We start from the raw sequence: 26961 nt of genomic DNA on the forward strand, positions 1-26961 counted from the left end.
CCCCATTTTGTCGTTATTTGCAGGAACTCCCATGAAGTCCATCTGTGTTTACTGCGGGTCCAACGCAGGCAGCAAGCCCATCTACAGCGAGCGTGCCGCCGCGCTGGGTGAACGTATCGCCCGCGATGGGCTGCGCCTGGTCTATGGCGGTGGCAACGTCGGCCTGATGGGCACGGTGGCCAACGCGGTGATGGAGGCCGGCGGTGAAGTCACCGGCGTGATCCCGCAGCAGCTGGCGGACTGGGAAGTCGCCCACCGCGGCCTGACCTCACTGGAAATCGTGGGCTCGATGCATGAGCGCAAGTCGCGCATGTTCGACCTGTCCGACGCCTTCGTCGCCTTGCCCGGCGGCTTCGGCACCATGGAAGAGATCTTCGAGATGCTGACCTGGCGCCAGCTGGGCATCGGCAGCAAGCCCTGCGCTTTCCTCGATGTCGACGGCTTCTACGCCCCGCTGATCGGCATGATCGACCGCATGGTCGACGAGCGCTTCCTGCACCCCACCCAGCGCGCCGACCTGTGGTACGGCTCGGACATCGACGAAATGCTGGAATGGATGCGCCACTACGAGCCCGCCCAGGCCTCCAAGTGGATCGACGAGAAGCGCCGCAAGGCACTGGTCCCGTAAACACGAAAAAAGGGGACGGAGGGGATTAAGTCGCATTCGGCCACGGACGTGGTCGAATGCGACTTAATCCCCTCCGTCCCCTTTTTTGCTTCAGCGCGGTGCGGGGCGGCCGAGAAGGTAGCCTTGGCCGTAGTCGCAGCCCAGGCCGAGCAGTATCTGGCGTTGGCTCTCGGTTTCGATGCCTTCGGCGATCGTGTCGATGCCCAGCGTGCGGGCCAGTGACACCACACCTTCGACCAGCGCCAGGGTGCTCTTCGCCTCCGGTCCGTTCAGGCCGGCGATGAAGCTCTGGTCGATCTTCAGCGTGGTGATCGGGAAGCGGTGCAGGTAGGACAGCGCGGAGAATCCCGTGCCGAAGTCGTCCAGCTGTACGAGGATGCCGCGCTCGCGCAGCGCCTGCAGCACGCGCAGGGTGCGCGGACCGTCATCGAGCAGGGCCACTTCGGTGATTTCAAGCCGTAAGCGGTGCGGGTCGGCGTCGAACGCTTCGATCAACCCGAACAACCGTTGACTGAAATCGGCAGAACGGAAATGGCGCGGCGACACGTTGACCGATACATAACCGCTGCCGCCGTGCGCCAGTCCGGCGATCACCTGTTCGTAGATCAGCCAGTCCACCTGCTCGATCAGGCCACTGCCTTCGCTGAGGTCGAGGAAGGCCCCCGGCAACAACACCCCCCGCGTTTCGTGCTGCCAACGGAGCAGCGCCTCGTAGCCGACGATCTCGCCATCACCCAGGCGAACGATCGGCTGGTAGTACGGCATGAAATCGTGGTTGATGATCGCCCGGCGCAGGTCGGATTCCAGGTCCAGGCTGCGCATCGCTTGTTCGCGCATGTCTTCATCGAAGATCGCGCAGCGGTCGTGGCCCTGTGCCTTGGCGCGGTACATCGCCGCGTCGGCATCGCGCAGCAGCTCTTCGCCGCGGTGGTAGCGGCTGTTCCACAGCGCGATGCCCAGGCTGCCCGACGGGAACAATTCGCGCCCTGCCACCCACATCGATTCCTGCAGCGCCAGCAGCATGCGCTGCGAGAACTCGAGTGCCTGCGCAAGCCCCTGCGGACACTGCAGCAGGATGGCGAACTCGTCGCCGCCCAAGCGTGCCACCACGTCATCGGCCCCCAGCATCGAGACGATGCGCCGGGCCACTTCGACCAGCATCTGGTCGCCCGCCGCATGCCCGATGCTGTCATTCACCAGCTTGAAGCGGTCCAGGTCCAGGAACAGCACGGCAAACTCGCCGCCCTCGCCCTGCCGTGCGCGTGCAAGCGCGTCCTCCAGGCGATCCAGCAGGTGGATGCGGTTGGGCAGGCCGGTCAGGCCGTCATGCATGGCCTGGTGGGTCAGCCGCTGCTCGGCGCGCAGCCGTTCGGCGATCTGCCCGAGCAGCTTTTCGTTGACATCGGCCAGCTCGCGCGTGCGCTCCTCCACACGCTGCTCCAGACCGGCGTGGGCCAGCCGCAGGCGCTCCTGGTCGCGCTGCCGCGCCAACCCGGCGCCGATGTTCTGCGCCACGAAGGTCAGCAGCCGCTGGTCATTCGGAGTGAATCCGACATCAGCGCTGTAGCTCTGTACGACGATCACGCCAACCACCTCGTCGTCGCGCAGCAGCGGCACACCCAGCCAGCACTGCGAGCGCACTCCGGATTCGCGTATCTGCCCCGCCTCGATCATCGCGTCGATAGCGGCGCGTGCGGCGAGCAGCGGCTTGCGCTCACGCACGACGTGCTCGGTCAGTCCCTGGCTGAAAGCGCGCGGCGCCCGCAACGTGGTGTATTCGTCCACCGAGTACACGAACTCCAGTCCGTCACCCGCTTCGTTCACCAGGGCGATGTAGAAATTGCGTGCGTCCAGCAGCGTGCCGACGATGCCGTGCACCTGCGCATGGAACTGCGAGAGGCTCTCGGCTTTCATTGCCAGTTCGGCGATGCCGTACAACGCGGCCTGCAGTTTTTCCGCACGCCGACGTTCGAATACTTCATCCTGCAGGCTGCGGTTCGCCCGCTGCAGCTCCAGCGTGCGCCGTTCCACCTGCCGCTCCAGCTGCACCTGCGCCTGGCGCCGGTCCATCGCGGTCTGCACGTGCTGGGCCACAAAGCCGAGCAACGCACGATCCGCATCCCCATAGCGGTCATGCTGGTCGTAGCTCTGCACCACGATGGCGCCGCATACCCGGCCGTCGCGCAGCATCGGCACGCCCAACCAGTCCAGGCTTTCCGGTCCGCGCCAGTGCTGCGCATCCTGCCCGACGCTGGCAAGCAGCTGCCGCGATGGACCACTCAGCGCCTGCCCGTGTTGCAGCAGCGCGAAGGTCAGGCTGCCGGGCATTTCGCTTTCCGCATAGGTGCGCGATGCATCGGCGACGAAGTCATCGATCTGATCAGCGAAGTACAGAAATCGTATCGTCCTGCGCACATCGTCGTATTCCACGATGAAGCAGTTGTGCGCGTACATCAGGGTGTTCAGCACGCGGTGGACATGGCGCAGCATCTCGGCCATTTCCAGCTCGGCCCCGGACAGGTCGGCGATTTCATACAGCGCCTGCTGCAGCCGCTTGCCGTCTTCCAGCACGTGGATCTGCGCGTCCTGGCGGGCCTGCCGCACCGCCGCCTGCAGCGTTTCGCGGGCGACCGGCCACCAACCCGGCGGAACGCTCTGCGCATCCACCCGCAGGCCCAGTCGTGCGCCGGCGTGCTGCCACTGCTGGTGCCGGTCGTCGCAGACGCCGACCCGGGCCCAGTCCGCTGTACTGCAGGGCGCGCCTTCGCAGGGGAACCCCTGCATTCCCTCGCCCAGCAGCGGGTCGTTCCAGTACGCGTGCAGCGTCGCGCCCGCCGGCAGCAGCCCGTGCAAGGCCTGCAACACCCCGGCCGTCACCACGGCGTCGCCTGGCGTTTCCATCAATGGCGCAACGATCTGGCTGGACAACATGACGACCCCATGGCGCGGGAATTCCCGACACCTCCCCTTGACGCGGAGCATAGCGCTTTCCACCCCCGGAAATGGAGCCCTGCAACCCCTCTGCCCCTCCTCGTTCGTTAGGGAGGGAGACATGTCCATTCCTCGCCCGTTGCTTGCCGCCCCCGCCTCCGGCACGACCCGCTATGCGTCGTCGCGGGCAGGCCTTACCCTGTGCGCCGTGGACACTGCCGCATTGCCAACCGATGAAGCCTTGATGCTCGCCTGGGCCGGCGGCGACCTGCCCGCGTTCCAGGCCCTGTATGAGCGTCACCGGCGCAAGCTGCATGGCTTCCTGCTGCGCCAACTGCGCGATCCCGGCCTGGCTGAGGAAATGTTCCAGGACGTGTGGCAGCGGGTCATCGCGGCCCGTGCCGGCTGGCAGCCCGACGCCGCCTTCGGCACGTGGCTGTTCCGCATCGCCCATAACCGGCTGAACGACCATTGGCGCGCGTCGCGCCACCGCCCGCCTGCACCGTACGATGCCGACGCACGGGTGGAGGCGGTCGTGGACGGGCACACGCCAGAAACCGAGCTCAGCGGATTTGAACAACGTCGGCGCGTCCAGCAGGCGATGGATGCCCTGCCGCCCGACCAGCGCGAGGTGCTGCTGCTGCGCCTGGAGCAGGAGCTGAGCCTGGAAGAGATCGGCCAGATCACCGGCGTTGGCCGGGAAACCGTGAAGTCGCGGCTGCGTTACGCGATGGACAAATTGCGCGCAGGATTGACCCCATGACCGGCCCCGACCTGAATCGCCACGATCCGCTGACAGACGAAGAGCGCGAGCTGGCCAAGCTGCTGGGTGGCCGCTTGGACAAGGCGCCCCCGCCTGCGGTGGATGCCGCCGTGCTGGCGGCCGCCCGCGCGGCGGTGCTCGACGAGCGTGGCAGGTATGACGCGGCCCCTTCAGCGCCATCCGATGCACCCACCCCGCGCCTGCAGCACCGTCGCCCGCGCTGGCCTGCCGTGTTCGGCGTGGCCGCTTCGGTGGTATTCGCCGTCGGCCTGGCTTGGCAGCTGCGTCCCGAGCCGCCGCAGGCCCCCGCCCGCGTCGAGGCGGCCCCCGCGCCGGCCTCCGCAGCGGCAGACAGCAGCGCGCCCGCTGCGCGCAGTGCGCAGGCCGACGAAGCGGCCGACGTATCGACCGCGATGCAGGCTGATGAGCGGCCGGCGGCAGAACCCGCCGCCCCCGCAGAAGCGCCACGGCAAGCACGCAGAGCACCCGAGCCCGCCGTGGCACCCGAGCCCGCCCCGGTACCACCGCCTGTCGTTGCAAAACCGGCGCCACGTGAGCGCGCGGTGCCGCCCGCGCTTCCGCTTCCCGCGCCTTCCGCTGCACCTGCACCTGCGCCTGCACGCGCCGACGCGTACGCCGCAGCGCCGGCTGCCGCGATGGAAACGGATGCCGCAGAGCCGCGCGCAGCCGACGTCGAATCGTCCTCTTCGCATACCGCACGCAGCCTGCGCGCCGCGCCGGCAAATGCGCAGGCGAACAACCCGCAGGCCTTCGCGCAGCGCAAGCAGGCGGCATCGCTGAGTGCCGAAGCCGTGCAGGACGCCGTGCTGGCCGACGCGCAGCTGACACGCCGCCAATGGCTGCAGAAGATCCGCCATCGCCGCGACGCCGGGGATGTCGATGTCGCCCGCGCCAGCCTGGAGCGCTATCTGTTCCAGTATCCGGAAACGCGCCTGCCGCGCGACCTGCAGCCGCTGCTGGCCGATTGACGGTCTGACCGCCCACCCGGCCCAGCGTGAGCCGGCGCGGTAACATTGCACGGATGCCTGACACCCTCGCCGCTGCCGTCCACCATAGTCTGGAGATCAAGCACAGCCGCTTCATCGCGCACGCCGCGCCCATCGGCGATGCCAGCGATGCGCTCGCGTTCCTGCAGCATGTCGCGGTGCCCGACGCCACGCATAACTGCTGGGCCTATCGGCACGGCAACGAATATCGCTCCAGCGATGACGGGGAACCGGCCGGCACGGCGGGCCGGCCGATCCTGGCGGCGATCGACGGACAAGGCTTCGACCGGATCATGGTGGTGGTGATCCGCTGGTATGGCGGCATCAAGCTGGGTGCCGGCGGACTGGTGCGGGCCTATGGCGGCACGGCAGCCGAGTGCCTGCGCATCGCGCCGCGCCTGCCACTGATCGCGTTGGCGCAGCTGCACATCCGTGCCGGGTTCGACGATCTGGGCGCGCTGCACGCGGCCTTGGCGGCGCACAATGCCCTGAAGCTGGACGAATCGTTCGACGCCGACGGGGTCGCCATCCGCATCGAACTGCCCGTTGACCAGTGCGACGCATTGAAAACGCGCCTGCGCGACGCCACCCGTAACCGGGTACGCCTGCTGCAACCTTCCGAGTGCCCCACCGATGACTGATGCCGCCCAGCCCCGCCCCACCCTCAAGCGCCTTGGCAGCCTCAGTACGCTGTGGCCGTTCGTACGCCGCCACGCGGGGCTGTTCAGCGCCTGGCTGGCCGCCTTGGCGGTGTCGTCGGCGGCAACGCTCAGCCTGCCACCGGCGGTGAAGCAGATGATCGACCACGGCTTCACCGGTGGCGGCCAGATCAACCGCGCCTTCGCCCTGCTGATGCTGGTGGCGGTGGTGATGGCGCTCGCCACGGCAGCGCGCTTCTTCTTTGTTTCATTGCTGGGCGAAAAAGTCGTCGCTGACCTGCGCGCGCAGTTGTATGGGCACCTGATCACCCTGGGGGCCGGCTTCCATGACCGCAATCGCAGCGGCGAACTGGTGTCGCGCCTGACCGCGGACAGCGAACTGCTGCGCAGCGTGATCGGCTCCACCATGTCCGTCGCCCTGCGCAGCAGCGTGACCGTGGTCGGCAGCCTGGTGATGCTGTTCGTGACCAGTCCGCGGTTGGCCGCCTGGGCCCTGCTGGGCATTCCGCTGGCGGTGCTGCCGATCATCATCGGGGCGCGCCGCCTGCGGGGGATCTCACGCGACAGCCAGGACCGCATCGCCGATGCCAACAGTCTGGCCGCCGAAACACTGGGCGCCGTGCGCACCGTACAGTCACATGCGCGCGAACCCTACGAACAGGCTCGCTTCGGCGTGGCACTGAGCGATTCGATCCGCGCCGCGAAGCGCCGCATCCGCGCGCAGTCGCTGGTGACGGCCAGCGCCATCCTGCTGGTGTTCGGCGCCATTGTCGGCGTGCTGTGGCTGGGCGCGCACGATGTCATCGCCGGTCGTCTGACGGCCGGTACGCTCGGGCAGTTCGTGCTGTACGCGCTGATTGGCGGCGGTTCGGTCGGCGCGCTGGCCGAAGTCTGGAATGAGCTGCAACGTGCGTCAGGCGGCATGGGCCGGATCAGCGAACTGCTGCAGGAAGACGTGGAGATCCGCGCCCCTGACACGCCCACCGCGCTGCCGGTACCGCTGCGCGGCGAGATCCATTTCGACGATGTCGTGTTCCATTACCCGCAGCGCCCGGACACGCCAGCGCTGGAGCATTTCAGCCTGCACGTGCGGCATGGTGAAACCGTGGCGCTGGTCGGTCCTTCCGGCGCCGGCAAGAGTACGGTGCTGCAGCTGCTGCTGCGTTTTCACGATCCGCTTTCCGGTGCGATCACCGTTGATGGCATCGACCTGCGTGCGATGGACCCGGCGTCCCTGCGTGCGCAGCTGGCCCTGGTGCCGCAGCAGCCCACGCTGTTTGCCTCCAGTGCACGGGACAACATCCGCTACGGTCGGCTGGACGCGAGCGACGCTGAAGTGGAAGCGGCCGCACGCGCCGCCGAAGCGGACGACTTCCTGCGTGCGCTGCCCGAAGGCTACGCGAGCGAGCTGGGCGAGCGCGGTGCGCGCCTGTCCGGTGGCCAGCAGCAGCGCATCGCCATCGCCCGCGCGTTGCTGAAGGATGCCCCGATCCTGTTGCTCGACGAAGCGACCAGCGCCCTGGACGCGCAGAGCGAGCGGGCGGTGCAGCAGGCACTGGAACGCCTGATGGCGGGACGCACCACGCTGGTCATCGCGCATCGCCTGGCGACCATCCTCAAGGCCGATCGGATCGTGGTGATGGACCATGGACGGATCATCGCCCAGGGCACGCACGAGCAGCTGCTGGCCGAAGGCGGCTTGTACGCGGACCTGGCGAAACTGCAGTTCATCGATTGACCACGCGCGGCTAACGAGTGGCGGCGCACGCTGGCGCCGCATGTTCGATGATTGAAGGAGGTAGACGATGTCATTCCGTCAGTTTCCCGCCACCGATTCGGATGGCGAAAGCCGCATCATTCTTGAATTCAAGCCCGACGAGGCGGCATCAGCGGCGAACGCGGTAGAACCGCGTTACGAGCTTGAAGACGGCCGCGCGTTGGTCCGCAAGGGGCGCGAGTTCGTAACGCCCGGTGGCGATGTGCGCCTGAGCATCTGAGCGGAAGAAGCGGTAGCGCCGAGCCATGCTCGGCGGGGACTATCACAGTGTCCCGGGACTATCCGCCGAGCATGTCTCGGCGCTACCGTGGATGCCACCCTCCGATGGGTGGCGAAATTTTCACCACCCATCTTGACAGCCTAGCGTCGCAAGGGATGAGACAGGTTATCCACATGTTTGTGCGGAAACCATCCACACGGCCTGTGGATGAAACCGTCAGCGTGGAAGTACGCGGCCGATGCCGCTGTCGTCTACTTCAGCTGCAGCGGCAGCGATGGCCATGTCGCTGCTGCCGGGTACGAAGCCGATGCGGAAATGCACCTCGCCACCCGGCGTGCGCGAGGAATGGATCGAGGCCAGGCTGATCTGGTGCTGCTCGAACACGTGCAGCAACGCGCGCAGCGAGCCCGGCCTGTCTTCCGGCAGATGGACAGACAGCGATTGCCGCTCGGTCAGATCGGCGAGCAGATAACCCACGCGCTCGAAGGTGTAGTTGCCATCGGCGAGTACGTCCGGCCCGAACGCGTCACGATTGTCGTGCAGCAGCTGCTGGCGGAAAGCCGCGCGTGCGGTGTCATCGCCCTGCAGCACCTGCGACTGCAACTGCTGCAGTTGCGCGATCAGCCGCTCCAGCATCGGCGCCACGTGCGGGTTGCCGAACTGGATGTCTTCGTAGATCGCCGGGTTCAACGAGAGGATGCGCGAAATGATCGCCGTATCCAGCTCGAACGAGGCGGAGCGATACGGCAGCAGCGCCGACAGATCACCCAGTTCCGCGGCGTAACCGCGCAGGACGCCCGCCTGCGCAAGATGGCCGGCGTGCACCATTGCCTGCACCAGCGCCATCACTTTGTCGTGGTGGACCGGCGTCGTGCGCACGCATTCGGCCTGCAGTGCGGCGCACAGTTCCTGCAGCCACGGCTGCCAGCGATCCACGCGCGCTTCGCAGACCACCATCACCCTGCCCTTCAGCGTCGGCGCTTTCGGTGGTGCCGTCATGGGGTGAAGGCCTGCCACTTCAGCGCGTGACGCCAACATCGCCCGCACCGGTGCTTCCTTGACCGAGGTGATGTCCAGCCACAGCCTGCCCGCCTCGCGGCCAGCCGCACGCTGCACGTAGTCGGCGATCAATGCGGGGGTGTGGCGGATCGGTGCGGAAAACAGCAGCACATCCGCCTGTTGCAACAGCTGCTCGGGCGTGTGCGACGCAGGATCCGCCGGGTCGTGGCCGATCACCTGCAGTTGCATGCGCTCGCTGAAAAAGCGCTGCAGCCAGCGCCCATACGCACCGGCGCTGCCGACGATGCCGATCACCTGCGGCGACGCACTCATGCCAGCCGCTCCACCGCGAACCGCTCCGGCTGGGCCAAGGCGGCCGGTGCAGCCGCATGCACGTCGAACTCCTCGACGCCGTTGGCCAGGGTCGCTTCCAGTGCGGCATGGGTGCCGGACACCGAGCGGCTGATGGCCTGCTGCAGGGTCTCCCCGCGCAGCAGGAAGGCCACGATCAGCGCCATCAGCACATCGCCGGTACCGGCCACGTCCACCGGCAACAACGGCGAGGTCCAGCGCCAGACGCCTTCGCGGCCCACGGCCAGCGTCACCAGCTCACCGCTCTCGCCCGACACGCTGTGCGCAAGCACCCATTCCGGGCCGCGCTGCAGCAGCGCGCGGGCCGCGGCGATGGCATCGTCCTGGGCCAGCGACGGCATGCCGGTCAGCCGACCGAGCTCGAACGCATTGGGCGTGACCAGCCAGGCATGCGGAAGCAGCCGCTCGGCAAAGACCTTCTCCAGGCCCGGCTCAACATAGGGGCCGGTGTGGGTGTCACCGATCACAGGATCCAGGCAGTAACGCAGCTGCGGACAGAGCGGCAGGATCTCATCCAGCCAATCGGCGAATGCCGCGCCATTGTCGACACTGCCGAAGTAGCCGGAGACCAGCATCCGCGCACGTTGTGGCAGCCCGCGCTCGCTGGTACCGCGCAGCAGATCGGCGAACCAGTCCACCGGCAGCACGCGGCCACGGGTGGTGGCGTAGAACGGCGCGTTGCTCAGCAAGGTGGTCGGTATCTCGGCCACCCGCACGCCCAGCGCGCGCAGCGGCGGTACCGCCGCGCTGTTGCCGGCGTGGCCGTACACAAGCTGCGACTGGACCGAGATGACATCGACCGGCGAGGGTCCGTCCGGCCGCTGGCGGCGGCCGTGGACCAGATGATTTTCAAGGGATTCGCTCATGGGCGCATTTTACGCCCGTGCCCGGTGGAACGCGCCGCGCCTGACAATACGCGCCACGCCCATTGATGCACCGCGCCCGGTGGAACGCGCCAAACCTGGCTTCGGTAGCGCCGAGCCATGCTCGGCGAGCGCAGCGGCTGACCCGTGGAGCGCAGCGGCGAACCCGTGACGGAAAGCGGCCGCCACGCCCCTGGGATCAGGACGTCATCCGGTCCCAGAAACCCTTCACGCCATCGATGAACGTCGCCGACTTCGGCGAATGCTTGCGCGCGTCCTCGCCCACGAAGGTGGCTTCGAACTGCTCCATCAGCTTGCGCTGGTCGGGCGTCAGGTTGACCGGGGTCTCCACCACGACACGGCAGTACAGATCGCCTTCGCTGCGGCTGCGTACCGATCGCACGCCCTTGCCCCGCAGGCGGAACAGCTTGCCGGTCTGGGTCTCGGCCGGAATGCGTATCTCCGCCTCGCCCCCCAGGGTCGCCACGCGGATGCTGTCACCCAATGATGCCTGCGAAATGCGGATCGGCACTTCGCAGTGCAGGTCATCGCCGTCGCGCTGGAAGATCGCGTGGTCGCGCACACGCACTTCCACGTACAGATCGCCCGGCTGCGTGCCGGCCGGACCGGCCTCGCCTTCGCCGGCCAGACGGATGCGGTCACCGGTATCGACGCCCGCAGGCACCTTCACCGACAGCACCTTGTCTTCTTCCACGCGGCCGTTGCCGTGGCACGTCTTGCACGGCTGGGCGATGGTCTGCCCGCGGCCGTTGCAATGGTGGCAGGCCTGCTGCATCGCGAAGATTCCGCGCTGGATGCGCACCTGGCCGCGGCCGTGGCAGACGGTGCAGGTTTCCACCTTGCCGTCTTCCGAACCGCTGCCGTCGCAGTCACCGCACTCGGCCAGGGTCGGGATATCGATGCGGCGCTCAACACCGCGCACGGCTTCTTCCAGATCCAGCTCCAGCACGTAGCCGATGTCGGCACCGCGACGCGCCTGGCGCGGGCCACCGGCCCCACCTCCGAAAATATTGCCGAAGATGTCACCGAAAATATCGTTCATGTCCGGACCACCCGGACCACCGCCGCCACCGCCCATGCCGTGCTCGAAGGCCGCGTGGCCGTGGGCATCGTACATGCGGCGCTTGTTGCCGTCGGACAGCGTTTCGTAGGCTTCCTTGCACTCCTTGAAGGCAGCCTCCGCCGCCGCGTCACCCGGATTGCGATCGGGGTGATGCTTCATCGCGCAACGACGGTATGCCTTCTTCAGCTCTTCGTCGGTCGCGGTACGGGCTACGCCCAAAACTTCGTAGTAATCACGCTTGCTCATGGAATGGATCGCTTTCCGGTACGTCGGGATTCGTCAAAGCAGAAAAGCGGACATGGTCCGCTCCTGCGTCGGGCGCCCCGACCCGCTGCTGGCGGTCAGGACCCTGATGCGACGACGGGACGCTGCCGTGAGGCAACGTCCCGCGTCGGTCTGGATCAGGACTTCTTGTCGTCCTTTACTTCGGTGAACTCGGCATCAACGACGTCGTCGTGCTTCGCACCGGCATCCGCGTCGGCGGGACCGCCCTGGTCACCGGCCGAAGCGGCGGCGAACAGCGCCTGGCCGGCTTCTTCCAGCGCCTTCGACCGGGACTCGATCTGCGCCTTGTCGTCACCCTTCATTGCGGTTTCCAGGTCCGCCAGTGCGGCCTCGACCTTGCCGATCACGTCGCCACCGACCTTGCTGCCGTGCTCGGTGATCGCCGAACGCGTGCCGTGGATCAGGGCATCGGCCTGGTTGCGGGCCTGCACCAGTTCCTGGAACTTCTTGTCTTCTTCGCGGTTGGCTTCCGCATCGGCGACCATGCGTGCGATCTCGTCCTCGGACAGACCCGAACCGGCCTTGATCTCGACCTTCTGTTCCTTGTTGGTCTTCTTGTCCTTGGCCGACACGTGCAGGATACCGTTGGCGTCGATGTCGAAGGACACCTCCACCTGCGGCAGGCCGCGCGGTGCCGGCTCGATGCCGGACAGGTCGAACTTGGCCAGCGACTTGTTGAACCGGGCCTGCTCGCGCTCACCCTGCAGCACGTGCACGGTCACGGCCGACTGGTTGTCCTCGGCGGTGGAGAACACCTGCGAGGCCTTGGTCGGAATGGTCGTGTTCTTTTCGATGATCTTGGTGAACACACCGCCCATGGTTTCGATACCCAGCGACAGCGGGGTCACGTCCAGCAGCAGCACGTCCTTGACGTCGCCGCCCAGCACGCCGCCCTGGATCGCCGCACCCAGTGCCACCGCTTCGTCCGGGTTGACGTCCTTGCGCGGTTCCTTGCCGAAGAACTCGGTCACCGCCTGCTGCACCTTCGGCATGCGGGTCTGGCCACCGACCAGGATCACTTCGTTGATGTCGCTGGCACGCAGGCCGGCATCATTCAACGCAACGCGGCACGGCTCGATCGACTTCTTGATCAGCTCGTCCACCAGCGACTCCAGCTTGGCGCGGGTCAGCTTGATGTTCAGGTGCTTCGGACCGGAAGCATCGGCGGTCACGTACGGCAGGTTCACTTCGGTCTGCTGGGCGCTGGACAGCTCGATCTTCGCGCGCTCGGCAGCGTCCTTCAGGCGCTGCAGGGCCAGCGGATCCTTGCGCAGGTCGATGCCCTGGTCCTTGTTGAACTCTTCCACCAGGTATTCGATGACGCGGTTGTCGAAATCTTCGCCACCCAGGAAGGTGTCGCCGTTGGTGGCCAGCACTTCGAACTGCTTCTCACCGTCAACGTTGGCGATTTCGATCACCGACACGTCGAAGGTGCCGCCGCCCAGGTCGTACACCACGATCTTGCGATCCTTGCTGTCACCCTTGTCCAGGCCATAGGCCAGCGCAGCCGCGGTCGGCTCGTTGATGATGCGCTTGACGTCCAGGCCCGCGATGCGGCCGGCGTCCTTGGTGGCCTGGCGCTGGCTGTCGTTGAAGTAGGCCGGCACGGTGATGACCGCCTCGGTCACTTTCTCGCCGAGATAATCTTCGGCGGTCTTCTTCATCTTCTCCAGCACCTTGGCGGAGATTTCCTGCGGCGCCATCTTGCGCGCATCGCTGGTAGCCACCCAAGCATCGCCATTGTCGTGCCCCAGGATGGAGTACGGCACATGGGAGATGTCTTTCTGCACTTCGGCGTCGGTGAACTTGCGGCCGATCAGGCGCTTCACCGCGTAGAAGGTGTTCTTCGGATTGGTGACCGCCTGGCGCTTGGCCGAGGCACCTACCAGGACTTCGCCGTCCTTGGTGTAGGCGACGATCGACGGGGTGGTGCGATCGCCTTCCGAGTTTTCAATGACGCGGGCCTTGCCGCCGTCCATGATCGCCACGCACGAGTTGGTGGTGCCGAGGTCGATACCAATGATCTTGCCCATGGGGAACTCCTGAAGATAATTCGGTGAATCCGGCCGTGGCCGGTGTATGAATGGGATGTGGGGGAGGCTCGTGGAACATTCAAGCCATCCCCCGAACGCTGTGTTTCTGCAAGGCCAAACGCGTTCAGCGTCTGGCGGGAAAATCGCGCGGTGCGGCTGGTGGACCTTGCCGGGTGCTGGACCTTGCCGGCTGGACCTTGCCGGCTGCTGGACCTTGCCGGCTGCTGGACCCTGCCGGCTGCTGGACCTTGCCGGGTAGAGCCGACTTCAGTCGGCTGGTCCTACCGCAGCCGACTGAAGTCGGCTCTACCGTCGCCTGCCGCTGCGATCAGTCCCGCGCGACCACCACCAGCGCGGGGCGCAGCAGGCGGTCGTTGAGCTGGTAGCCCTTCTGGAACACCTGCACCACGCTGCCCGGTGCGGCGCCGTTGGCGTCTACCTGGCTGATCGCCTGATGGTGTTCCGGGTTGAACGGCTGGCCGGTCGGGTCCAACAGCACCAGGCCGTTGTCCGCGGCGACCTTCAGCAGCTGCTTGTAGGTCATTTCCAGACCATCGCGCAGCGGGCTGGCCTCTTCGCCCGCCGCCTTCAGGCCGGCATCCAGGCTGTCGAACACGGGCAGCAGCTCGCCGAGCAGCTTTTCGTTGGCAAAGCGGCGGGCCTGTTCCACGTCACGGGCCACGCGCTTGCGCTGGTTGTCCAGGTCGGCGCGCTCACGCAGCGCATCGGCCTTGACCTGCTCCAGCTCCCCGCGCAGCTGCTCCAGCTGGTCGTGGTGGGCGGCAGCGGCCTCGTCGGCGGCCGGGTTGGATTCGATATCGTGCTGATCTTGGTTCATGTGCGTTTCCCTGGCGGTCACTCCCCGCCTCCATCCCACCTAGTGTGGGCGGGAAACTGCGTTTCAAGCGCTGCGTGGCACGGAGTTGACCGATCCGGGAGAAAAGGCCGCCCCCAGCACCTCAGCCGTGGCCTGCACCAGCGGAATCATGCGGTCGTAGGCCATCCGTTTGGGCCCGATCACCCCCAGCACCCCCAGCACCTGCCCGTCGGCGGTGTACGGTGCGGTCACCAGCGACATGCCTTTCAGCGGCACCACCCCGGTTTCTTCGCCGATGAAGATGCGCACGCCCGGCGCCTGGATGGTGCGCTCAAGCAGCTGCAGGATCTCGCGCTTGCTGGAGAACAGCTCGAACAGTTCGCGCAGGCGCTCCAGGTCAGTCAGGTCCTGCACGCCCATCAGACGGGTCTGGCCGGCCACCAGCATGTCGTCGGCCGGCGGCTCCAGCGCCTGTTCGGCCAGCTCGATGCTGTGCGCCAACAACTGCTCCATCTCGCTGCGGGTGTCGCGCAGTTCGTGCAGCAGGCGGCGGCGGATCTGCGCCAGCGGCACCCCGGCAAAGTGGGCATTGAGGTAATTGGCCACCTGCTCCAGCTCGCCCGGCTCCCAGGGCCGGCGCGCCTCGATCACCCGGTTCTGCACCTCGTTGTCGGCGAACACCACGATCGCCAGCACCCGGTGTGCGTCCAGCGCCACGAAATCGATCTGGCGGAAGGCAAACTGCCCTCGCCGGGGCGCGCTGACCACCCCGACGAAGTGACTCATCGCCGACAGCAGCTCCGATGCGCTGCCCAGCAGGGCCTGCGTACCGGCGCCGCTGGGCAGCTCGCTGCGCAGCCGGCTGAGGTCCTGTTCGCCCGGCGGATGCATCTGCACCAGGCTGTCGACGAATACCCGATAGCCATGCGCCGTGGGCACGCGACCGGCCGACGTGTGCGGCGAACTCAGCAGCCCCAGCTCTTCCAGGTCGCCCAGGATGTTGCGGATGGTTGCCGCACTGACGTCCAGCCCGGACGTGCGCGCAAGCGTTGCCGACCCGACCGGTTCGCCATCCTGGATGTGGCGGGCGATCAGGGTGCGCAGCAGATGGCGTGAACGTGGAGCAAGGTTGTCGAAAGACGACGGCATCGGATCAGCCTGTGAGACTCACACACTAGATAATGCCGACATGCCCTCTTGGCAAGTCATTGGACCACCCCGTCGCCCGTGCTAGCGTTGCGCGGCTTGAGAGACTCAACGGACCATGCTTAGACATCTATCGATCAAGGATTTTGCCGTCGTACGCGCCACCGAACTCGAGTTCGGGCCCGGCATGACGGTGGTATCGGGCGAAACCGGCGCGGGCAAGTCGCTGATGGTGGACGCCCTCGGCTTCCTGGCAGGCCTTCGCGCCGACAGCGGCGTGGTGCGCCACGGTGCCGCGCGAGCGGAGCTTTCCGCCGAATTCGCGCTGGAACAGCTGGCCGCCGCACGGCGCTGGCTGGCCGACAACGAGCTGGACGACGACGAACACTGCCAACTGCGCCGGGTGATCCGCGCCGATGGCGGTTCGCGTGCGTGGATCAATGGCCGCCCGGTCACCCTGTCCCAGCTGACCGACCTGGCCTCGTTGCTGGTGGAAATCCACGGGCAGCACGAGCAACAGGCCCTGCTGACCCGGCCCTCGCAGCTTGCGCTGCTGGATGCCTATGCCGGCAACGCCGAAGAGCGCCGCGCCGTGCGCGTGGCCGCCGCCGCGTGGCAGACCCTGGTGGACGAGGCCGCCGCGTTGTCCCAGCAGGGCGATGTCAGCGACCGCATCGGCTTCCTGGAGCATCAGCTGCGGGAAATGGAACGCGAGGACCTGGAGCCCGATTCCATCACCGCGCTCGGTGCCAGCCACCGCCGCCAGGCGCACGCCAGCGCCCTGCTCAGTGCCTGCGACACGGCCACCACGCGGATCAACGGTGACGAGGACGCTTCCGCGCTGGGCCTGCTGGCGCAGGTGCGTGGTGACCTCGGCCGCCTGATCGAACACGATGCCCGGCTGGGCGACGTGGACGCACTGATCGACAGCGCCAGCATCCAGCTGCAGGAAGCACTGACCCTGCTGGACCGCGTGCACGACGATCTGGACGCTGATCCGGAGCAGTTTGAAGAAAACGAGCGCCGCTTGGGCCGTCTGCACGATCTGGCGCGCAAGCACCGGGTGCCGATGGAAGAACTCGGCCCGCAGCGCGACCGCATGCAGGCCGAAGTGGAGCAGCTGCAAGGGGCCGACGTGCGCCTGCAGAAGCTGGCCGGTGAAATCGAAAAAGCGGCTGCCGCATGGCGCGAACAGGCTGCCGTGCTCAGCGCAGGCCGTCAGCGCGCTGCTGCGGAGCTGTCCACCACTACGACCGGGCTTATCGCCGAGCTGGGCATGGGCGGCGGCCAGTTCCTGATCCAGCTGGAACCACAGGACGCCGGCAAGCCGGATCCACAGGGTGCCGAGCGGGTGGAGTTCCTGGTGGCGGCCAACGCTGGCCAGCCGCCGCGACCGCTGCGCAAGGTGGCCTCCGGCGGTGAGTTGTCACGGATCTCGCTGGCCATTGAAGTGGCCGCGCTGGATCTGGATGCCGTGCCGACCATGGTGTTCGACGAGGTCGATTCAGGTATCGGTGGCGCGGTGGCGGATATCGTGGGGCAGAAACTGCGCGCTCTTGGCGAAAAGCGTCAGGTGCTGTGCGTGACGCATCTGCCGCAGGTGGCCTCCAAGGGCCACGCACACTATCGCGTCAGCAAGGCGCCGGTAGACGGCATGACCCAGAGCGCGGTGGAAAAGCTGGACACCAAGGCCCGCGAAGAAGAACTCGCGCGGATGCTGGGCGGTGTCGAAGTCAGCAAAGAAGCCCGCGCCGCGGCGCGGAAGCTGCTGGCCGGCTGACATCTGGCCGCGCGCTAGGGCACTGCCTCGGTAGCGCCGAGCCACGCTCGGCGGAATTTCACCGCGAACGGCCCGCTGCGCTCGCCGACCGTGGGTCGGCGCTACGGATTCTGTTTACGCTTGGCGGAATTTCACCGCGAACGGCCCGCTGCGCTCGCCGACCGTGGGTCGGCGCTACGGATTCTGTATACGCTCGGTGGAATTTCACCGCGAACGGCCCGCTGCGCTCGCCGACCGTGGGTCGGCGCTACGGATCCCGGCGTTTCGGATTCTGCTTCGGTAGCGCCGAGCCGTGCTCGGCGGACGCCTCAGCGGCGCTTCTTGCGCACGTACAGCACCAGCGAGTGCTCTTCGAGCTCGTAGCCGTGATCTGACGCGATCTTGCGCTGAAGCTCTTCGATCTCCGCGCTTTCGAACTCGATCACGTTTCCCGAGTCCACGTCCACCATGTGGTCGTGATGGCCGCCGCGGTCCAGCTCATAGACGGCCTGGCCGCCTTCGAAATTGTGTTTCAGCACCAGGCCAGCGGCCTCGAACTGGGTCAGCACCCGGTACACCGTGGCCAAGCCGATTTCATCACCGTGCTCAAGCAGCTGGCGATAGATGTCTTCGGCGGTCATGTGGTGCTGGGCAGTGCGCTCAAGCAGTGCAAGTATCCGCATCCGAGGATGGGTCACCTTCAGGCCGACTTTACGCAGGTCGTGGGTTTCCATAGGTCTCCGTTCATTGGCGATTTAGCGCCAGCTGCCTCGGATTGGGTCGCGGTGGCACGCCGGGAGTGTATCATCGGATCGATTTCCCCAAACGCGATTCCCGATGCGCAATCTCCTGCTGGTCGCCGCCGTTGCCCTGTCCACCACGGGCTGCGGCATCATCTATAAGCAACCCATCTATCAGGGCAACCTGATACGGGAAGATGCCGTGTCCCAGCTGCAGGTCGGGCAGAGCAAGCAGCAGGTCAACGCCCTGCTCGGCACCCCGTCCATTGAAGATCCGTTCCACGCCCAGCGCTGGGACTACGCTGCCAGCCAGCGTATCGACCGCGTCGGCCGCACGGAAACGAAGAACTTCACCGTCTACTTCGAAAACGATGCCGTCACCCGCTGGGAAGGCGACTATTTCCCCGCGCAGGACTCCAAGCTGGCCACGCAGACCGTCCGCCAGTTCGGTCGCAACCTGCCGAAGGAAAAGAAGAAGGGCGGCGGCTGATCCCGCCTGGTCGGTAGTGACGGCCGCTGGCCGTCATGACCGGTCGCCAACCCCGCCATCCCACCGTAAGACTACTTCGGCTGCGCCTTCGCGCGCCGCCGGCGGTTGTCCTTGGGATCGGCCAGCAGTGCCCGCAACAGCTCCACCCGGTCAGCGTCCTGCAGGATCTGCCCGGGTGTAGCCAGCACACCGTGCACGGCGACTGCGGGACATTCCGCACTGCCCTCCAACGCCGCCGCCGTGACCGCATCGGCCACCGTGGCGTCTTCGGCCAGTTCCAGCGCGCGATGCAGCACGCGGTCGGGCCAAGCCAGCACCACTTCCACGCGGATCATCGGATCAATCCTGCTCGTCTGCCACGCGCACGAAGTCGTTGACCATGCGGTCGGCCAGTCCCTGGAAACCCAACGCGAGCGCGGGCGCCAACAAACGGGATTTCGGCTCGAATTCCAGCTCCAGGCTGACCTTGCAGGCATCTTCGGCCAGTGAATGGAACTCCCACCGGCCGTGCAGGCTCTTGAACGGGCCGTCGCGCAGCTGCATATCGATACGCTGCGGGCGTACCAGCGTGTTCTCGGTCATGAACCAGGTGGAGAACGAGCCCAGCCCCAGGTCCAGGCGCGCGACGAGGCGATCATCGCCCTGTTCCAGGATCTGCGCAGCCGAGCACCAACGGAACCGGCTCGGGTAGGCGGCGATATCGTTGACGAGATCAAACATGCGCGCCGCGGAGTGTTCGACCAGGGCGCTTCGACGAATGGTAGGCATTTCAGAGTTTTGGCTGCAGGTGATCGACCGGGCGGGCCCGAATCGGAGACAATACGGGAATGAGCAAGAACGACGGCAAGGATAAAGCAAAGAACGCGACGGCCAACAAGACCATCGCGTTGAACAAGCGTGCCCGGCACGAGTACCACATCGAGGAGCGCTTCGAGGCGGGCCTTGCGCTGCAGGGCTGGGAGGTCAAATCCATCCGTGCCGGCCGCGGCAACATCGTGGATGCCTACGCGTATGTGAAGCAGGGCGAGATCTTCCTGATCGGCGCGCAGATCACCCCGCTGATCCAGGCCTCCAGCCACTTCGTGGCCGTGGACCGCCGCGAGCGCAAGCTGTTGCTGCACCGGAGCGAGATCGACAAGCTGGTCGGCAAGGTGGAGCGCGACGGCTACACCATCGTCCCCACCGCGATGTACTGGAGCAAGAACAAGATCAAGCTGGAAGTGGCGCTGGCCAAGGGCAAGCAGGACCACGACAAGCGCGATGCCGCCAAGGACCGCGAATGGGCAATCGAAAAGTCGCGCGTCATGCGTCGGGGCAACCGCGACGCCTGACCGACGTCGTACTCCGGTGACCGACTTGGCACTCCGGTGGTCAACTTCGTACTCCGGTAGCGCCGAGCCACGCTCGGCGGACCCTCACCGCAGCTCGCACACCGTCAGGCCTTGACCGCCCCACCCTGCATCTGCGGCGCCAACGCTGCATGCATCACGGCAAGATGCATCACCACGGCCAGCTCGTCGGCGTGGCTGTCATCGCCTGCCGTCCAACTGCGCGCCAGACGCGCCGCGTCGCCCGGCAGCAGCTCCAGCAACCGGTTGTCGTCCATCGCATCTGCGGCATGCTGCAGGCGGCGCGACAAGCGGTGCGCCTGCAGCACATGGGTCAGCACACTCACCCCGGCCAGCGCCAGCAGCGCGATCGCCAGCCCGTGCTCGAACCATTGCGACAGCACATCAGGCTCCGGCGCCCACGCCAACAGCCCCAGCAGCACCAACCCCAGCAGCCGCCAGTAGCCCAGCGACGGACGCTTTCGACGCGGCCAATGCACCACGACGGCACTGGCCAACAGCGCCATTGCGGCCGACGCGGGCAGTTCGATCAGACACGCCGCAGCCACCAGCGCTGCCAGGACCGTCCATACCCAACCCGGCGGCACCGCACGGCGCAGATAGCCAATGCCCACAGGGCCAACCAGCTGCCGAAGACTGCGCTTGCTTGTCATCTCCACCCACACGTCTCCTGCTTCGTGTCCCAGCGTGACTACACGTGACCACAATGGTGTCGCAAATGGCTCCTCAAGACGTTAACAGTTCGATATGTAGGCCTGCTACCAGAAATCTCGCTTTTGCGTGACTGTTCAGCCGGATTGGCGTAGCATCGGTCTCGTTGGGCAGCCTTGTTCCTGCAACACCGGAATCTGGCCAGTACTTGCAAGCACTTGTTTGAAACCGGGGGTGCATTGGTTTCGACGGGGGTTGTGAAGTCGCTTGGCGCATGCCGAGGGTGTAGCTTTCCTCGTAAATCCAGCTGCAAAACTCTAGTTGCCAACGACGACAACTACGCTTCGGATTTCGCAGTCGCAGCCTAACGGTTGACCTGCGTCATCCTTCGCCGCCTTAGGTGAAGCCTCGAAACTGCCTGTGTCCATGCTAGCAGCGTAGAGTCATTATCATGGAATCGAGCTGGGCGGCTGCCTGTCAGTCCAGCACTAGAACACAGCAGGCTTGTTCCGGGATGTGCTTCGCACACCGTGCTGTTCCGGAACGAAATCCAACGGTGAGCTAAGCATGTAGAGCTGGGGATGGAGTGCCTTCGGACGGCGGTTCAATTCCGCCCACCTCCACCATTGATTGGTTCCTTCGGGGGCCGCGAGAAGCCGGGATCCTTCGTCAAAAAGGGGATCTCGGCTTTTTTGTTGGCGATGCCTGTCCAGCCGGTTCCGCTGCAGCCTATGAGACGCTCGGGATATATCTAGCGGTACACCACCGCCCTGAAAACCTTGTACCTCAATAGCCTTCTCGGATGCCGCGATCCGTCGCGTGAAGTCCACCGAGAAGCAGCAGAAGCTGTCTGACGGTGGCGGCCTGTTCCTGCTGGTTCATCCCAACGGATCGCGCTACTGGAGCTGGAAATATCGCTTCGGCGGGAAGGAGAAGCAGCTGGGGATGGCCGCGCCGACCGGTAGCACCGGGGATAGCTTTGAAGTGTTCTCGCGCGAGTGGCTGCATGGCCGTCGAGGCCTACAGCCGGAAGATGGTGGCCTGGTTCGAGAACAATGTATTCCCGATCATCGGCGCCCGTGTCGCCCCCCTTACCGTCGGCATAGCATCAGTGCTCATCTACCGCGCTATTCCGTCAAGAATGGGCATGGGTGGCCACCTAGTCCGCGTAACGGTGTCAAAACCATCACAACTTGAACCGCATTTGACCAGGACACTGAATTTCAGGCTGTAGCGTATGGAGAACCCGATGCCCCATTCAACCCCAAAGCACACCACTCTCTACCAGTGCTTGCGCCTGTCAAAGTTCGCACTCATCGCCTGCATGCTCACCTCATGCTCAAAGACAAATGACGATTCTCAGCCGGCTAGCGGTACACCGGCGAATGCAGCGCCCGCGGCCACGGCAGAGATTCAAAGTGTCACGCCAAAATCGACAGCGATTGATACCGACCTCCAATCTGCACAGCGCTTGCCAGATGTTCCCGTGAAAGAACTGTATCCATCGCTTCGCAATAGAGCGGAAGCTGGAGATCTGGAAGCAAAACGACAACTCTTCTTGGTACTCAATGAGTGTCGCGTTGCGATGAAACCAGACAGGTCTCTTGATTACTCCAACAGCCAAGTCTCGCCAGAAATTCTCAAAGCAAGCGGAAAAACGCGAGAGCAGTTCCTGGCAGATCAGCAATTGAGCTCTCTTACGTTCACCGAAGAAAAGCTTGAACAATGTGAGGGAGTTCCCGGTGATGCGCAAAAGGAAACGGCCCGATGGCTGAAAGAAGCAGCGGAAGGGGGCGACACCTACGCGCGACTGGCCTACTACAACTATCTGGACCTCATTGTTGGAGATCGGCAGGAACAAGCAGTATCGGCAGAAGAAGTTAAACAGTTCAATGAAGATTCCTATCGCTACATCAAAAGTGTAGCTGACACAGGCAATCCGGACGGGCTTTTCACTCTCGGAACGGCGTATCAACGCGGCATCATTACACCGAAAGATTCGGTTCGTGCCTATGCCTACAAGAAAGCTGCGGGACAGCAGATCCCCATCGGTGGAAACGAACAGATGTTGGACCTCATGGCGCAGTCCATGACTCCATCTGAACTAAGGAAGGCCAATCAACTGGCCGCCACGCTGACACAGAGGAGCAAAATATGAGGGCGAACCAGCAGGTCCGGCCGTCGCATCCTCGCTTGAACGTTTTAGTCAAAGCGATGAGTACGCGGGCGGATTCTGGATGCTGGTAGACGTCGACCTGTCCAGGCTCAGCACGCGTGCCGTCCGGTTGAATATCAGCCCGCCGGAGTAGCTGGTGGGTCGAATCGACCAAGCAGCTGCATCCGCCGCATGTCCCGATCCGCATATCTCGCGCTTGCGGCGGAGCATGAACTGGGTGGTGACTCGCTCCGCCCTTGATCGGGTGACGTAAGGGCATCGGCTCAACGCCGTCATCGCTCGCATCATGGTGAGGCCAGGCGCGTCACCGACAATGGTAGAGCAGCGCCCCGAGCGCGCTCCCGATCACCTGACTTCGCAATTTTCCTCATGGACGCAGGCACTTGCCCTGCGCACGATGGATCCGCTGGCGCCCTATGGCACCAGTCGGAATTGGCATCCCGTTTGTGTTTATAACCGTTGACTCTGTTCTGCCCCTCGGGGCACGGCGGAGAATGCACTGCATCGCCTACCGACTCTTGCGGCGGGCGATGCGTGGGGATCCCTGATCCGCCGGTTTATGGTTATAAACACCCGGTATGCCAACCCGCATCGCCCGCCACCTCGTGCTCAGGCGCAGGTGGCCTTCATGCAATGCGAGGCATACCGATGGAATCGCAGTACCCGCTGGGCGCCAAGCGCCTGCACGCCCTGCTTGGCGACAAGATGCATTCGTTTCCTCCCCGCTTCATTGAAAAGCTGGAACGGACGCTGGAAGAGCATGAGCGGGAGCAGATCGCCCGCAGCCGCACGGTGCACCTGAAACTGGTGCCTGACGTGGCCGACGATGCCCCGCTGCTGGGCGCAGATGCATACATCGATCTCAAACGACACAGCAAAGTCGCCATCCCGCTTCGCACCCTGCAGGGCCTGGCGTCGATCTTCGAGATCCTGCACGCGGTGCATCTGGCCAAGCAGGACGGCGATCCCGAAGGCGTCCTGAGCGAACACCTGGTTGAGGGGCTGATTGTCAGTGGCCGGGCGATGGTGAAGTCGGCCTCTGCTACGACCTGCAACGCGTCCTGATGCACTGACCGGGTGGCTTGGTATGCGCCCTATGCCCCGCCCCATACCTACACGTACCCTTAACTTAATTGTTAAGATTAACTGTTAAGGAACTTACTGACAGTCTCTATCGGGCATGCAAAGCTATGCGCCCTTCCCGGCGCCAGGGCAACCGGCGCACTGATTGATCAAGGACGCTCCATGAAAGACCTGCGACCGATTCTGCTCGTAGAAGACAGCATGAAAGATGCTGAGCTGACGATGGCCGCCCTGGCGCGGTGCCAGCTGCTGAACCCCGTCGTGCACGTACGGGATGGACAAGAAGCGCTGGATTATCTGCGCAGCCATGGACCGTATGCAGGCGCGTTGCACGGCGGCCCCGTCGTCGTGCTGTTGGATCTGAAACTGCCCAAATTGAATGGACTGGAAGTGCTCGCCGAGATCCGCGGTGATGCGCTGCTCAAGAGTACGCCGGTGGTGATGCTGACCTCCTCGCGCCAGGAGAGAGATCTGGTGCAGAGCTACGATTCCGGCGTGAATGCGTTCGTGGTCAAGCCAATCGACTTCAATGAGTTTCTGGAAGCGGTACAGGAGCTGGGAATGTTCTGGGGCGTCACCAACCAGCCGCCGCCGTTCGTGCCTACCGCCTGACCCTCAGACATTCGGAGTCAGGCCCGCACGCGGCGATACGCCTTCAGTATCAGCGGATAGGTGAGCAGATGGGTTGCGGCCGAAAGCAGGGCCGCAACCAGTCCGACCAAGGTGGGAAGCACAGCACCGAACGTAAAGGCCATGCCCAGCACGAAGCCGAACAGATACTCCGCGCGGTAAACCGGCAGCACCAGACCCGACAAGACAAGGCCGAGGAAGATGATGGACGCGGCGTACTCGTGCCCGGTGGTAAACGCGACCGAAAGCGCAACGCCGACGACCAGTGCGCCGACGGCTGCGATGAGGGCACGCGACACCGCCGATGAGGTGCGGGGGCGTTGACGGGTGATGGACCAGCCTGCGGTGGCACCCAGCAGCGGCAGCATCAGCACGCCCCACCAATTGGATATTGCGGGAAGGTCGGCATGGTTGAGCAGATGGTGGCTTTTGACGCTGCCGTGCAGGTACTCCCATGCGACGAACGCCAGCGCGGCAGCAGCGCCGAGGGCCGCCAAGGCCAGCGTCAGCCGGCGATCATTGTTTACCTGCATGGCGCTTCCCCGGAGTATGCCGCGCTGGATGCGGACGATGTGCATGTTGACCCGATGGTAGAGTCCAGCGCCGGCGCGGGAACGTGCCGCGCGGCAGGGTGACTTCCGGCGACGTGGCATCATTGCGCGCATGCGCAGCCGCCTGGAAAATCGAGTTCCACCTCCGATGCTCATGCTGGCCTGCGGTGCCTTGGCGTGGGGCCTGGCCGAAAACGGGATTGGAGTCATGCCTTCCGCAACATGGCTCCGCCCATCAGGCTTTATCGTTGCAGTGATAGGGCTGGCCCTGAACCTGATACCGAAGATGCAGTTCCGGCGGTCTCGGACGACGGTAAACCCCCTTTCACCTGGGCGTGCCTCGCATCTGGTCACGGGCGGCATCTACCGTTACTCGCGTAATCCCATGTATCTCGGTCAGGCTTGCATCGTCCTGGGCTGGGCACTGTGGCTCCAACTCGCGACCGCGCTTTTACCGGTCGCTGTCTTCGTCGTCTACATCACCTACCTGCAGATCCTGCCGGAAGAACGCGTGCTGTCTCGCAAGTTTCCAACAGCGTTCGCACAGATGCGTCGCCGCACCCGTCGCTGGTTGTAAACCATCGCAGAGGCAGATTCGCAGCTATGCTCTGCCCATCTTTCTCGCCGGGCCGCCCATGTTCCATCACCTTTCTCTGGCCGTCCTTGACCTTGCGCGTGCTGGCCGCTTCTACGACGCCGCGCTGGGCGCCTTGGGTTACCGCCGTGTTTTCGACGGCGATGAATCGATCGGCTATGGGCTGGTGGATGGCCAGGACCTGCTGCTGCTCAATCTTTCAGCGGACGCCACGCCGCCGGCAGACGGTTTCCATATTGCGTTTGCAGCCGCTTCGCACGGGCAGATCGACGCTTTCCACCATGACGGGCTGGCTGCCGGCGGTCAGGACAATGGCGCGCCCGGGCTGCGGCCGGAGTACGGCGAGCACTACTACGCGGGCTTTCTGATTGACCCAGATGGATATCGGGTTGAGGCGGTGAGCACCGTGGCCGTCACCCGATGAACCGCGCCGCGAACGGTGCGCCGGTGCGCTGGCTGCAATGCGCTGTGCTGGCCGGCGCCCTCGTTGTGGCGGAGATGGCTGAGGGGCATAGCGGCGGGTTGAACAAGCAGGGATGCCATACCAACCGGGCGACAGGGGATTATCACTGCCATGGCGGCGCTGCGGCAGCCGCCCTGCCCCGCCCTGTTGATCGGCAGAACTTCAACGCGCCGCGTGCGCGTGGCGGGGCGTTCAAGAACTGCACGGAAGCACGGGCGGCGGGTGCGGCGCCGGTGCGTCGGGGGGACCCGGGGTATGGGCCGCATCTGGACCGGGATAATGATGGGGTGGGGTGTGAGCCGTATCGGGGGCGTTGAGTGGCTCGTTTGAGGTGACTGGCGCCGATGGAAGAGCAGCCGATGGAAGGGCAGCCGACTAAAGTCGGCTCTACCGCGTTGGATGTACCGCGTTGGATGTACCGCGTTGGATGTACCGCGTTGGATGTACCCCGTCGGATGTAACGCGCCGGATGCACCGTCGCCGATACCCTCAACGCAGAAAAGGCCGCCCTTTTAGGGGCGGCCTTTTCGTTTGTTGCGCGGGCTTTAGGCGCGCGACTAGGTGACTTTCTTGGCGATGGTCATGCCCAGCAGGAACAGCACCACGGCGATGATGATGCCGGCCCAGAACAGGAACTTGGCGATGCCGACCGAGGCGCCGGCGATGCCGCCGAAGCCGAGTGCACCGGCAATGAGGCCGATGATGGCGAAGATGATGGCCCACTTGATCATGTGATTCCCTCCAACAAGGAGTGCGTGTTGCAGAAACCTTAACGAGGGCCGTGTCGTTCAGGGGTGAGCCTGTCGCCTGCGTTGGGTGAAGATGAGATGCGACTCGGCAAACCAGCCATTCCGGCACATCCCCTTCCCTGCCCGCCATGCGACTCTTGC

Annotated in this window: 29 protein-coding genes and 1 other RNA gene; 17 read left to right on the forward strand and 13 right to left on the reverse strand. The window is 65.1% G+C overall.

Annotation, left to right across the window (positions count from 1 at the left end):
• Positions 1-31: 31 nt before the first annotated feature.
• Entirely contained in the window at positions 32-628 is a 597-nt protein-coding gene (locus ICJ04_RS11045) for a TIGR00730 family Rossman fold protein (RefSeq protein WP_188324310.1), read from the forward strand.
• Between the two features lie 90 nt (positions 629-718).
• Here the strand turns inward: ICJ04_RS11045 and ICJ04_RS11050 are convergent, their stop codons facing one another.
• Positions 719-3559, reverse strand: a complete 2841-nt coding sequence (locus tag ICJ04_RS11050) for an EAL domain-containing protein (protein WP_223202861.1) — start codon at positions 3557-3559, stop codon at positions 719-721.
• Positions 3560-3767: 208 nt separating this feature from the next.
• Between ICJ04_RS11050 and ICJ04_RS11055 the strand changes: the two genes are divergently transcribed.
• The 5 genes from ICJ04_RS11055 to ICJ04_RS11075 all read left to right on the forward strand — a co-directional run bounded on the left by ICJ04_RS11055 (position 3768) and on the right by ICJ04_RS11075 (position 7985).
• Positions 3768-4322 (forward strand): RNA polymerase sigma factor, encoded by a 555-nt coding sequence (locus ICJ04_RS11055; RefSeq protein WP_223203067.1) that lies wholly within the window; start codon positions 3768-3770, stop codon positions 4320-4322.
• Positions 4319-5311, forward strand: a complete 993-nt coding sequence (locus tag ICJ04_RS11060; protein ID WP_342589177.1) for a hypothetical protein — start codon at positions 4319-4321, stop codon at positions 5309-5311. The genes ICJ04_RS11055 and ICJ04_RS11060 overlap by 4 nt, the downstream gene beginning before the upstream one ends.
• A 53-nt stretch (positions 5312-5364) precedes the next feature.
• Positions 5365-5970, forward strand: a complete 606-nt coding sequence (locus ICJ04_RS11065; RefSeq protein ID WP_188324312.1) for a YigZ family protein — start codon at positions 5365-5367, stop codon at positions 5968-5970.
• Positions 5963-7726 carry an ABC transporter transmembrane domain-containing protein gene (locus ICJ04_RS11070; RefSeq protein ID WP_188324313.1) on the forward strand — a complete coding sequence of 588 codons (1764 nt, stop codon included), beginning with the start codon at positions 5963-5965 and terminating at the stop codon, positions 7724-7726. Before ICJ04_RS11065 ends, ICJ04_RS11070 begins: the two co-directional genes overlap by 8 nt.
• 67 nt (positions 7727-7793) lie before the next feature.
• Positions 7794-7985, forward strand: a complete 192-nt coding sequence (locus ICJ04_RS11075; RefSeq protein WP_188324314.1) for a hypothetical protein — start codon at positions 7794-7796, stop codon at positions 7983-7985.
• 216 nt (positions 7986-8201) lie between these two features.
• On the opposite strand, the gene ICJ04_RS11080 is transcribed toward ICJ04_RS11075, so the two are convergent.
• The 6 genes from ICJ04_RS11080 to hrcA all read right to left on the reverse strand — a co-directional run bounded on the left by ICJ04_RS11080 (position 8202) and on the right by hrcA (position 15587).
• A complete protein-coding gene (locus tag ICJ04_RS11080; RefSeq protein ID WP_188324315.1) occupies positions 8202-9317 on the reverse strand; it encodes a prephenate dehydrogenase in 1116 nt (371 codons plus the stop codon).
• Positions 9314-10222: a pyridoxal kinase gene (pdxY, locus tag ICJ04_RS11085; protein ID WP_188324316.1), complete on the reverse strand. Its 909-nt coding sequence runs from the start codon at positions 10220-10222 to the stop codon at positions 9314-9316. The genes ICJ04_RS11080 and pdxY overlap by 4 nt, the downstream gene beginning before the upstream one ends.
• Positions 10223-10418: 196 nt before the next feature.
• Positions 10419-11549 (reverse strand): molecular chaperone DnaJ, encoded by a 1131-nt coding sequence (gene dnaJ, locus ICJ04_RS11090; protein ID WP_188324317.1) that lies wholly within the window; start codon positions 11547-11549, stop codon positions 10419-10421.
• Positions 11550-11704: 155 nt separating this feature from the next.
• Positions 11705-13621 (reverse strand): molecular chaperone DnaK, encoded by a 1917-nt coding sequence (dnaK, locus tag ICJ04_RS11095; RefSeq protein WP_188324318.1) that lies wholly within the window; start codon positions 13619-13621, stop codon positions 11705-11707.
• A gap of 328 nt (positions 13622-13949) precedes the next feature.
• Positions 13950-14459 (reverse strand): nucleotide exchange factor GrpE, encoded by a 510-nt coding sequence (grpE, locus tag ICJ04_RS11100; protein WP_188324319.1) that lies wholly within the window; start codon positions 14457-14459, stop codon positions 13950-13952.
• A gap of 63 nt (positions 14460-14522) precedes the next feature.
• Positions 14523-15587, reverse strand: coding sequence for a heat-inducible transcriptional repressor HrcA (gene hrcA / locus ICJ04_RS11105; RefSeq protein WP_188324320.1), 1065 nt, complete (start codon positions 15585-15587; stop codon positions 14523-14525).
• 115 nt (positions 15588-15702) lie between these two features.
• Between hrcA and recN the strand changes: the two genes are divergently transcribed.
• Positions 15703-17364, forward strand: coding sequence for a DNA repair protein RecN (gene recN, locus ICJ04_RS11110; RefSeq protein ID WP_188324321.1), 1662 nt, complete (start codon positions 15703-15705; stop codon positions 17362-17364).
• Positions 17365-17672: 308 nt separating this feature from the next.
• Here the strand turns inward: recN and fur are convergent, their stop codons facing one another.
• A complete protein-coding gene (fur, locus tag ICJ04_RS11115; RefSeq protein ID WP_188324322.1) occupies positions 17673-18077 on the reverse strand; it encodes a ferric iron uptake transcriptional regulator in 405 nt (134 codons plus the stop codon).
• Between the two features lie 103 nt (positions 18078-18180).
• On the opposite strand from fur, the gene bamE reads away from it, so the two are divergent.
• Entirely contained in the window at positions 18181-18573 is a 393-nt protein-coding gene (bamE, locus tag ICJ04_RS11120) for an outer membrane protein assembly factor BamE (RefSeq protein WP_188324323.1), read from the forward strand.
• 71 nt (positions 18574-18644) lie between these two features.
• Here the strand turns inward: bamE and ICJ04_RS11125 are convergent, their stop codons facing one another.
• Positions 18645-18908 (reverse strand): RnfH family protein, encoded by a 264-nt coding sequence (locus ICJ04_RS11125; protein WP_188324324.1) that lies wholly within the window; start codon positions 18906-18908, stop codon positions 18645-18647.
• Between the two features lie 4 nt (positions 18909-18912).
• Positions 18913-19341 carry a type II toxin-antitoxin system RatA family toxin gene (locus ICJ04_RS11130; protein WP_188324325.1) on the reverse strand — a complete coding sequence of 143 codons (429 nt, stop codon included), beginning with the start codon at positions 19339-19341 and terminating at the stop codon, positions 18913-18915.
• Between the two features lie 59 nt (positions 19342-19400).
• Here ICJ04_RS11130 and smpB point away from each other — a divergent pair, with 59 nt between their 5' ends.
• The gene (gene smpB, locus ICJ04_RS11135; protein WP_188324326.1) at positions 19401-19904 is read left to right on the forward strand and encodes an SsrA-binding protein SmpB; all 504 of its coding nucleotides are present in this window, start codon (positions 19401-19403) and stop codon (positions 19902-19904) included.
• 104 nt (positions 19905-20008) lie between these two features.
• Here smpB and ICJ04_RS11140 read toward each other — a convergent pair whose 3' ends face one another.
• Entirely contained in the window at positions 20009-20575 is a 567-nt protein-coding gene (locus ICJ04_RS11140; protein WP_188324327.1) for a hypothetical protein, read from the reverse strand.
• 228 nt (positions 20576-20803) lie between these two features.
• Between ICJ04_RS11140 and ssrA the strand changes: the two genes are divergently transcribed.
• The 5 genes from ssrA to ICJ04_RS11165 all read left to right on the forward strand — a co-directional run bounded on the left by ssrA (position 20804) and on the right by ICJ04_RS11165 (position 24444).
• Positions 20804-21199: a transfer-messenger RNA gene (gene ssrA / locus ICJ04_RS11145) on the forward strand.
• 163 nt (positions 21200-21362) lie between these two features.
• A complete protein-coding gene (locus tag ICJ04_RS18530; RefSeq protein WP_342589198.1) occupies positions 21363-21770 on the forward strand; it encodes an Arm DNA-binding domain-containing protein in 408 nt (135 codons plus the stop codon).
• A 52-nt stretch (positions 21771-21822) separates the two neighbouring features.
• Positions 21823-22731, forward strand: a complete 909-nt coding sequence (locus ICJ04_RS11150) for a sel1 repeat family protein (RefSeq protein WP_188324328.1) — start codon at positions 21823-21825, stop codon at positions 22729-22731.
• 651 nt (positions 22732-23382) lie between these two features.
• On the forward strand, positions 23383-23814 hold the full coding sequence (locus ICJ04_RS11160) for a hypothetical protein (RefSeq protein WP_188324329.1): 432 nt from the start codon (positions 23383-23385) through the stop codon (positions 23812-23814).
• A 180-nt stretch (positions 23815-23994) separates the two neighbouring features.
• Positions 23995-24444 carry a response regulator gene (locus tag ICJ04_RS11165; protein WP_188324330.1) on the forward strand — a complete coding sequence of 150 codons (450 nt, stop codon included), beginning with the start codon at positions 23995-23997 and terminating at the stop codon, positions 24442-24444.
• Positions 24445-24461: 17 nt separating this feature from the next.
• Here the strand turns inward: ICJ04_RS11165 and ICJ04_RS11170 are convergent, their stop codons facing one another.
• A complete protein-coding gene (locus ICJ04_RS11170; protein ID WP_223202862.1) occupies positions 24462-25169 on the reverse strand; it encodes a hypothetical protein in 708 nt (235 codons plus the stop codon).
• Between ICJ04_RS11170 and ICJ04_RS11175 the strand changes: the two genes are divergently transcribed.
• The 3 genes from ICJ04_RS11175 (at position 25162) to ICJ04_RS18550 (ending at position 26388) form a co-directional block, all read left to right on the forward strand.
• Positions 25162-25590, forward strand: a complete 429-nt coding sequence (locus ICJ04_RS11175; protein ID WP_223202863.1) for an isoprenylcysteine carboxylmethyltransferase family protein — start codon at positions 25162-25164, stop codon at positions 25588-25590. The genes ICJ04_RS11170 and ICJ04_RS11175 overlap by 8 nt on opposite strands.
• 58 nt (positions 25591-25648) lie before the next feature.
• Positions 25649-26032 (forward strand): VOC family protein, encoded by a 384-nt coding sequence (locus ICJ04_RS11180; RefSeq protein ID WP_188324333.1) that lies wholly within the window; start codon positions 25649-25651, stop codon positions 26030-26032.
• Between the two features lie 74 nt (positions 26033-26106).
• Positions 26107-26388, forward strand: a complete 282-nt coding sequence (locus ICJ04_RS18550; RefSeq protein ID WP_223203068.1) for an excalibur calcium-binding domain-containing protein — start codon at positions 26107-26109, stop codon at positions 26386-26388.
• 240 nt (positions 26389-26628) lie between these two features.
• Here ICJ04_RS18550 and ICJ04_RS11190 read toward each other — a convergent pair whose 3' ends face one another.
• On the reverse strand, positions 26629-26802 hold the full coding sequence (locus ICJ04_RS11190; protein WP_042612362.1) for a DUF1328 domain-containing protein: 174 nt from the start codon (positions 26800-26802) through the stop codon (positions 26629-26631).
• Positions 26803-26961: the final 159 nt, after the last annotated feature.

It is taken from the genome of Stenotrophomonas sp. 169 (assembly GCF_014621775.1).
Lineage (GTDB): Bacteria > Pseudomonadota > Gammaproteobacteria > Xanthomonadales > Xanthomonadaceae > Stenotrophomonas.

Bases quoted from the DNA above. Each gene is read 5' to 3' on its own strand.
- ICJ04_RS11045 (WP_188324310.1), top strand. From the start codon at position 32: ATGAAGTCCATCTGTGTTTACTGCGGGTCCAACGCAGGCAGCAAGCCC.
- ICJ04_RS11050 (WP_223202861.1), bottom strand. From the start codon at position 3,559: ATGTTGTCCAGCCAGATCGTTGCGCCATTGATGGAAACGCCAGGCGAC.
- ICJ04_RS11060 (WP_342589177.1), top strand. From the start codon at position 4,319: ATGACCGGCCCCGACCTGAATCGCCACGATCCGCTGACAGACGAAGAG.
- ICJ04_RS11065 (WP_188324312.1), top strand. From the start codon at position 5,365: ATGCCTGACACCCTCGCCGCTGCCGTCCACCATAGTCTGGAGATCAAG.
- ICJ04_RS11070 (WP_188324313.1), top strand. From the start codon at position 5,963: ATGACTGATGCCGCCCAGCCCCGCCCCACCCTCAAGCGCCTTGGCAGC.
- ICJ04_RS11075 (WP_188324314.1), top strand. From the start codon at position 7,794: ATGTCATTCCGTCAGTTTCCCGCCACCGATTCGGATGGCGAAAGCCGC.
- ICJ04_RS11080 (WP_188324315.1), bottom strand. From the start codon at position 9,317: ATGAGTGCGTCGCCGCAGGTGATCGGCATCGTCGGCAGCGCCGGTGCG.
- pdxY (WP_188324316.1), bottom strand. From the start codon at position 10,222: ATGAGCGAATCCCTTGAAAATCATCTGGTCCACGGCCGCCGCCAGCGG.
- dnaJ (WP_188324317.1), bottom strand. From the start codon at position 11,549: ATGAGCAAGCGTGATTACTACGAAGTTTTGGGCGTAGCCCGTACCGCG.
- dnaK (WP_188324318.1), bottom strand. From the start codon at position 13,621: ATGGGCAAGATCATTGGTATCGACCTCGGCACCACCAACTCGTGCGTG.
- grpE (WP_188324319.1), bottom strand. From the start codon at position 14,459: ATGAACCAAGATCAGCACGATATCGAATCCAACCCGGCCGCCGACGAG.
- hrcA (WP_188324320.1), bottom strand. From the start codon at position 15,587: ATGCCGTCGTCTTTCGACAACCTTGCTCCACGTTCACGCCATCTGCTG.
- recN (WP_188324321.1), top strand. From the start codon at position 15,703: ATGCTTAGACATCTATCGATCAAGGATTTTGCCGTCGTACGCGCCACC.
- fur (WP_188324322.1), bottom strand. From the start codon at position 18,077: ATGGAAACCCACGACCTGCGTAAAGTCGGCCTGAAGGTGACCCATCCT.
- bamE (WP_188324323.1), top strand. From the start codon at position 18,181: ATGCGCAATCTCCTGCTGGTCGCCGCCGTTGCCCTGTCCACCACGGGC.
- ICJ04_RS11125 (WP_188324324.1), bottom strand. From the start codon at position 18,908: ATGATCCGCGTGGAAGTGGTGCTGGCTTGGCCCGACCGCGTGCTGCAT.
- ICJ04_RS11130 (WP_188324325.1), bottom strand. From the start codon at position 19,341: ATGCCTACCATTCGTCGAAGCGCCCTGGTCGAACACTCCGCGGCGCGC.
- smpB (WP_188324326.1), top strand. From the start codon at position 19,401: ATGAGCAAGAACGACGGCAAGGATAAAGCAAAGAACGCGACGGCCAAC.
- ICJ04_RS11140 (WP_188324327.1), bottom strand. From the start codon at position 20,575: ATGACAAGCAAGCGCAGTCTTCGGCAGCTGGTTGGCCCTGTGGGCATT.
- ICJ04_RS11150 (WP_188324328.1), top strand. From the start codon at position 21,823: ATGCCCCATTCAACCCCAAAGCACACCACTCTCTACCAGTGCTTGCGC.
- ICJ04_RS11160 (WP_188324329.1), top strand. From the start codon at position 23,383: ATGCGAGGCATACCGATGGAATCGCAGTACCCGCTGGGCGCCAAGCGC.
- ICJ04_RS11165 (WP_188324330.1), top strand. From the start codon at position 23,995: ATGAAAGACCTGCGACCGATTCTGCTCGTAGAAGACAGCATGAAAGAT.
- ICJ04_RS11175 (WP_223202863.1), top strand. From the start codon at position 25,162: ATGCTCATGCTGGCCTGCGGTGCCTTGGCGTGGGGCCTGGCCGAAAAC.
- ICJ04_RS11170 (WP_223202862.1), bottom strand. From the start codon at position 25,169: ATGAGCATCGGAGGTGGAACTCGATTTTCCAGGCGGCTGCGCATGCGC.
- ICJ04_RS11180 (WP_188324333.1), top strand. From the start codon at position 25,649: ATGTTCCATCACCTTTCTCTGGCCGTCCTTGACCTTGCGCGTGCTGGC.
- ICJ04_RS18550 (WP_223203068.1), top strand. From the start codon at position 26,107: ATGGCTGAGGGGCATAGCGGCGGGTTGAACAAGCAGGGATGCCATACC.
- ICJ04_RS11190 (WP_042612362.1), bottom strand. From the start codon at position 26,802: ATGATCAAGTGGGCCATCATCTTCGCCATCATCGGCCTCATTGCCGGT.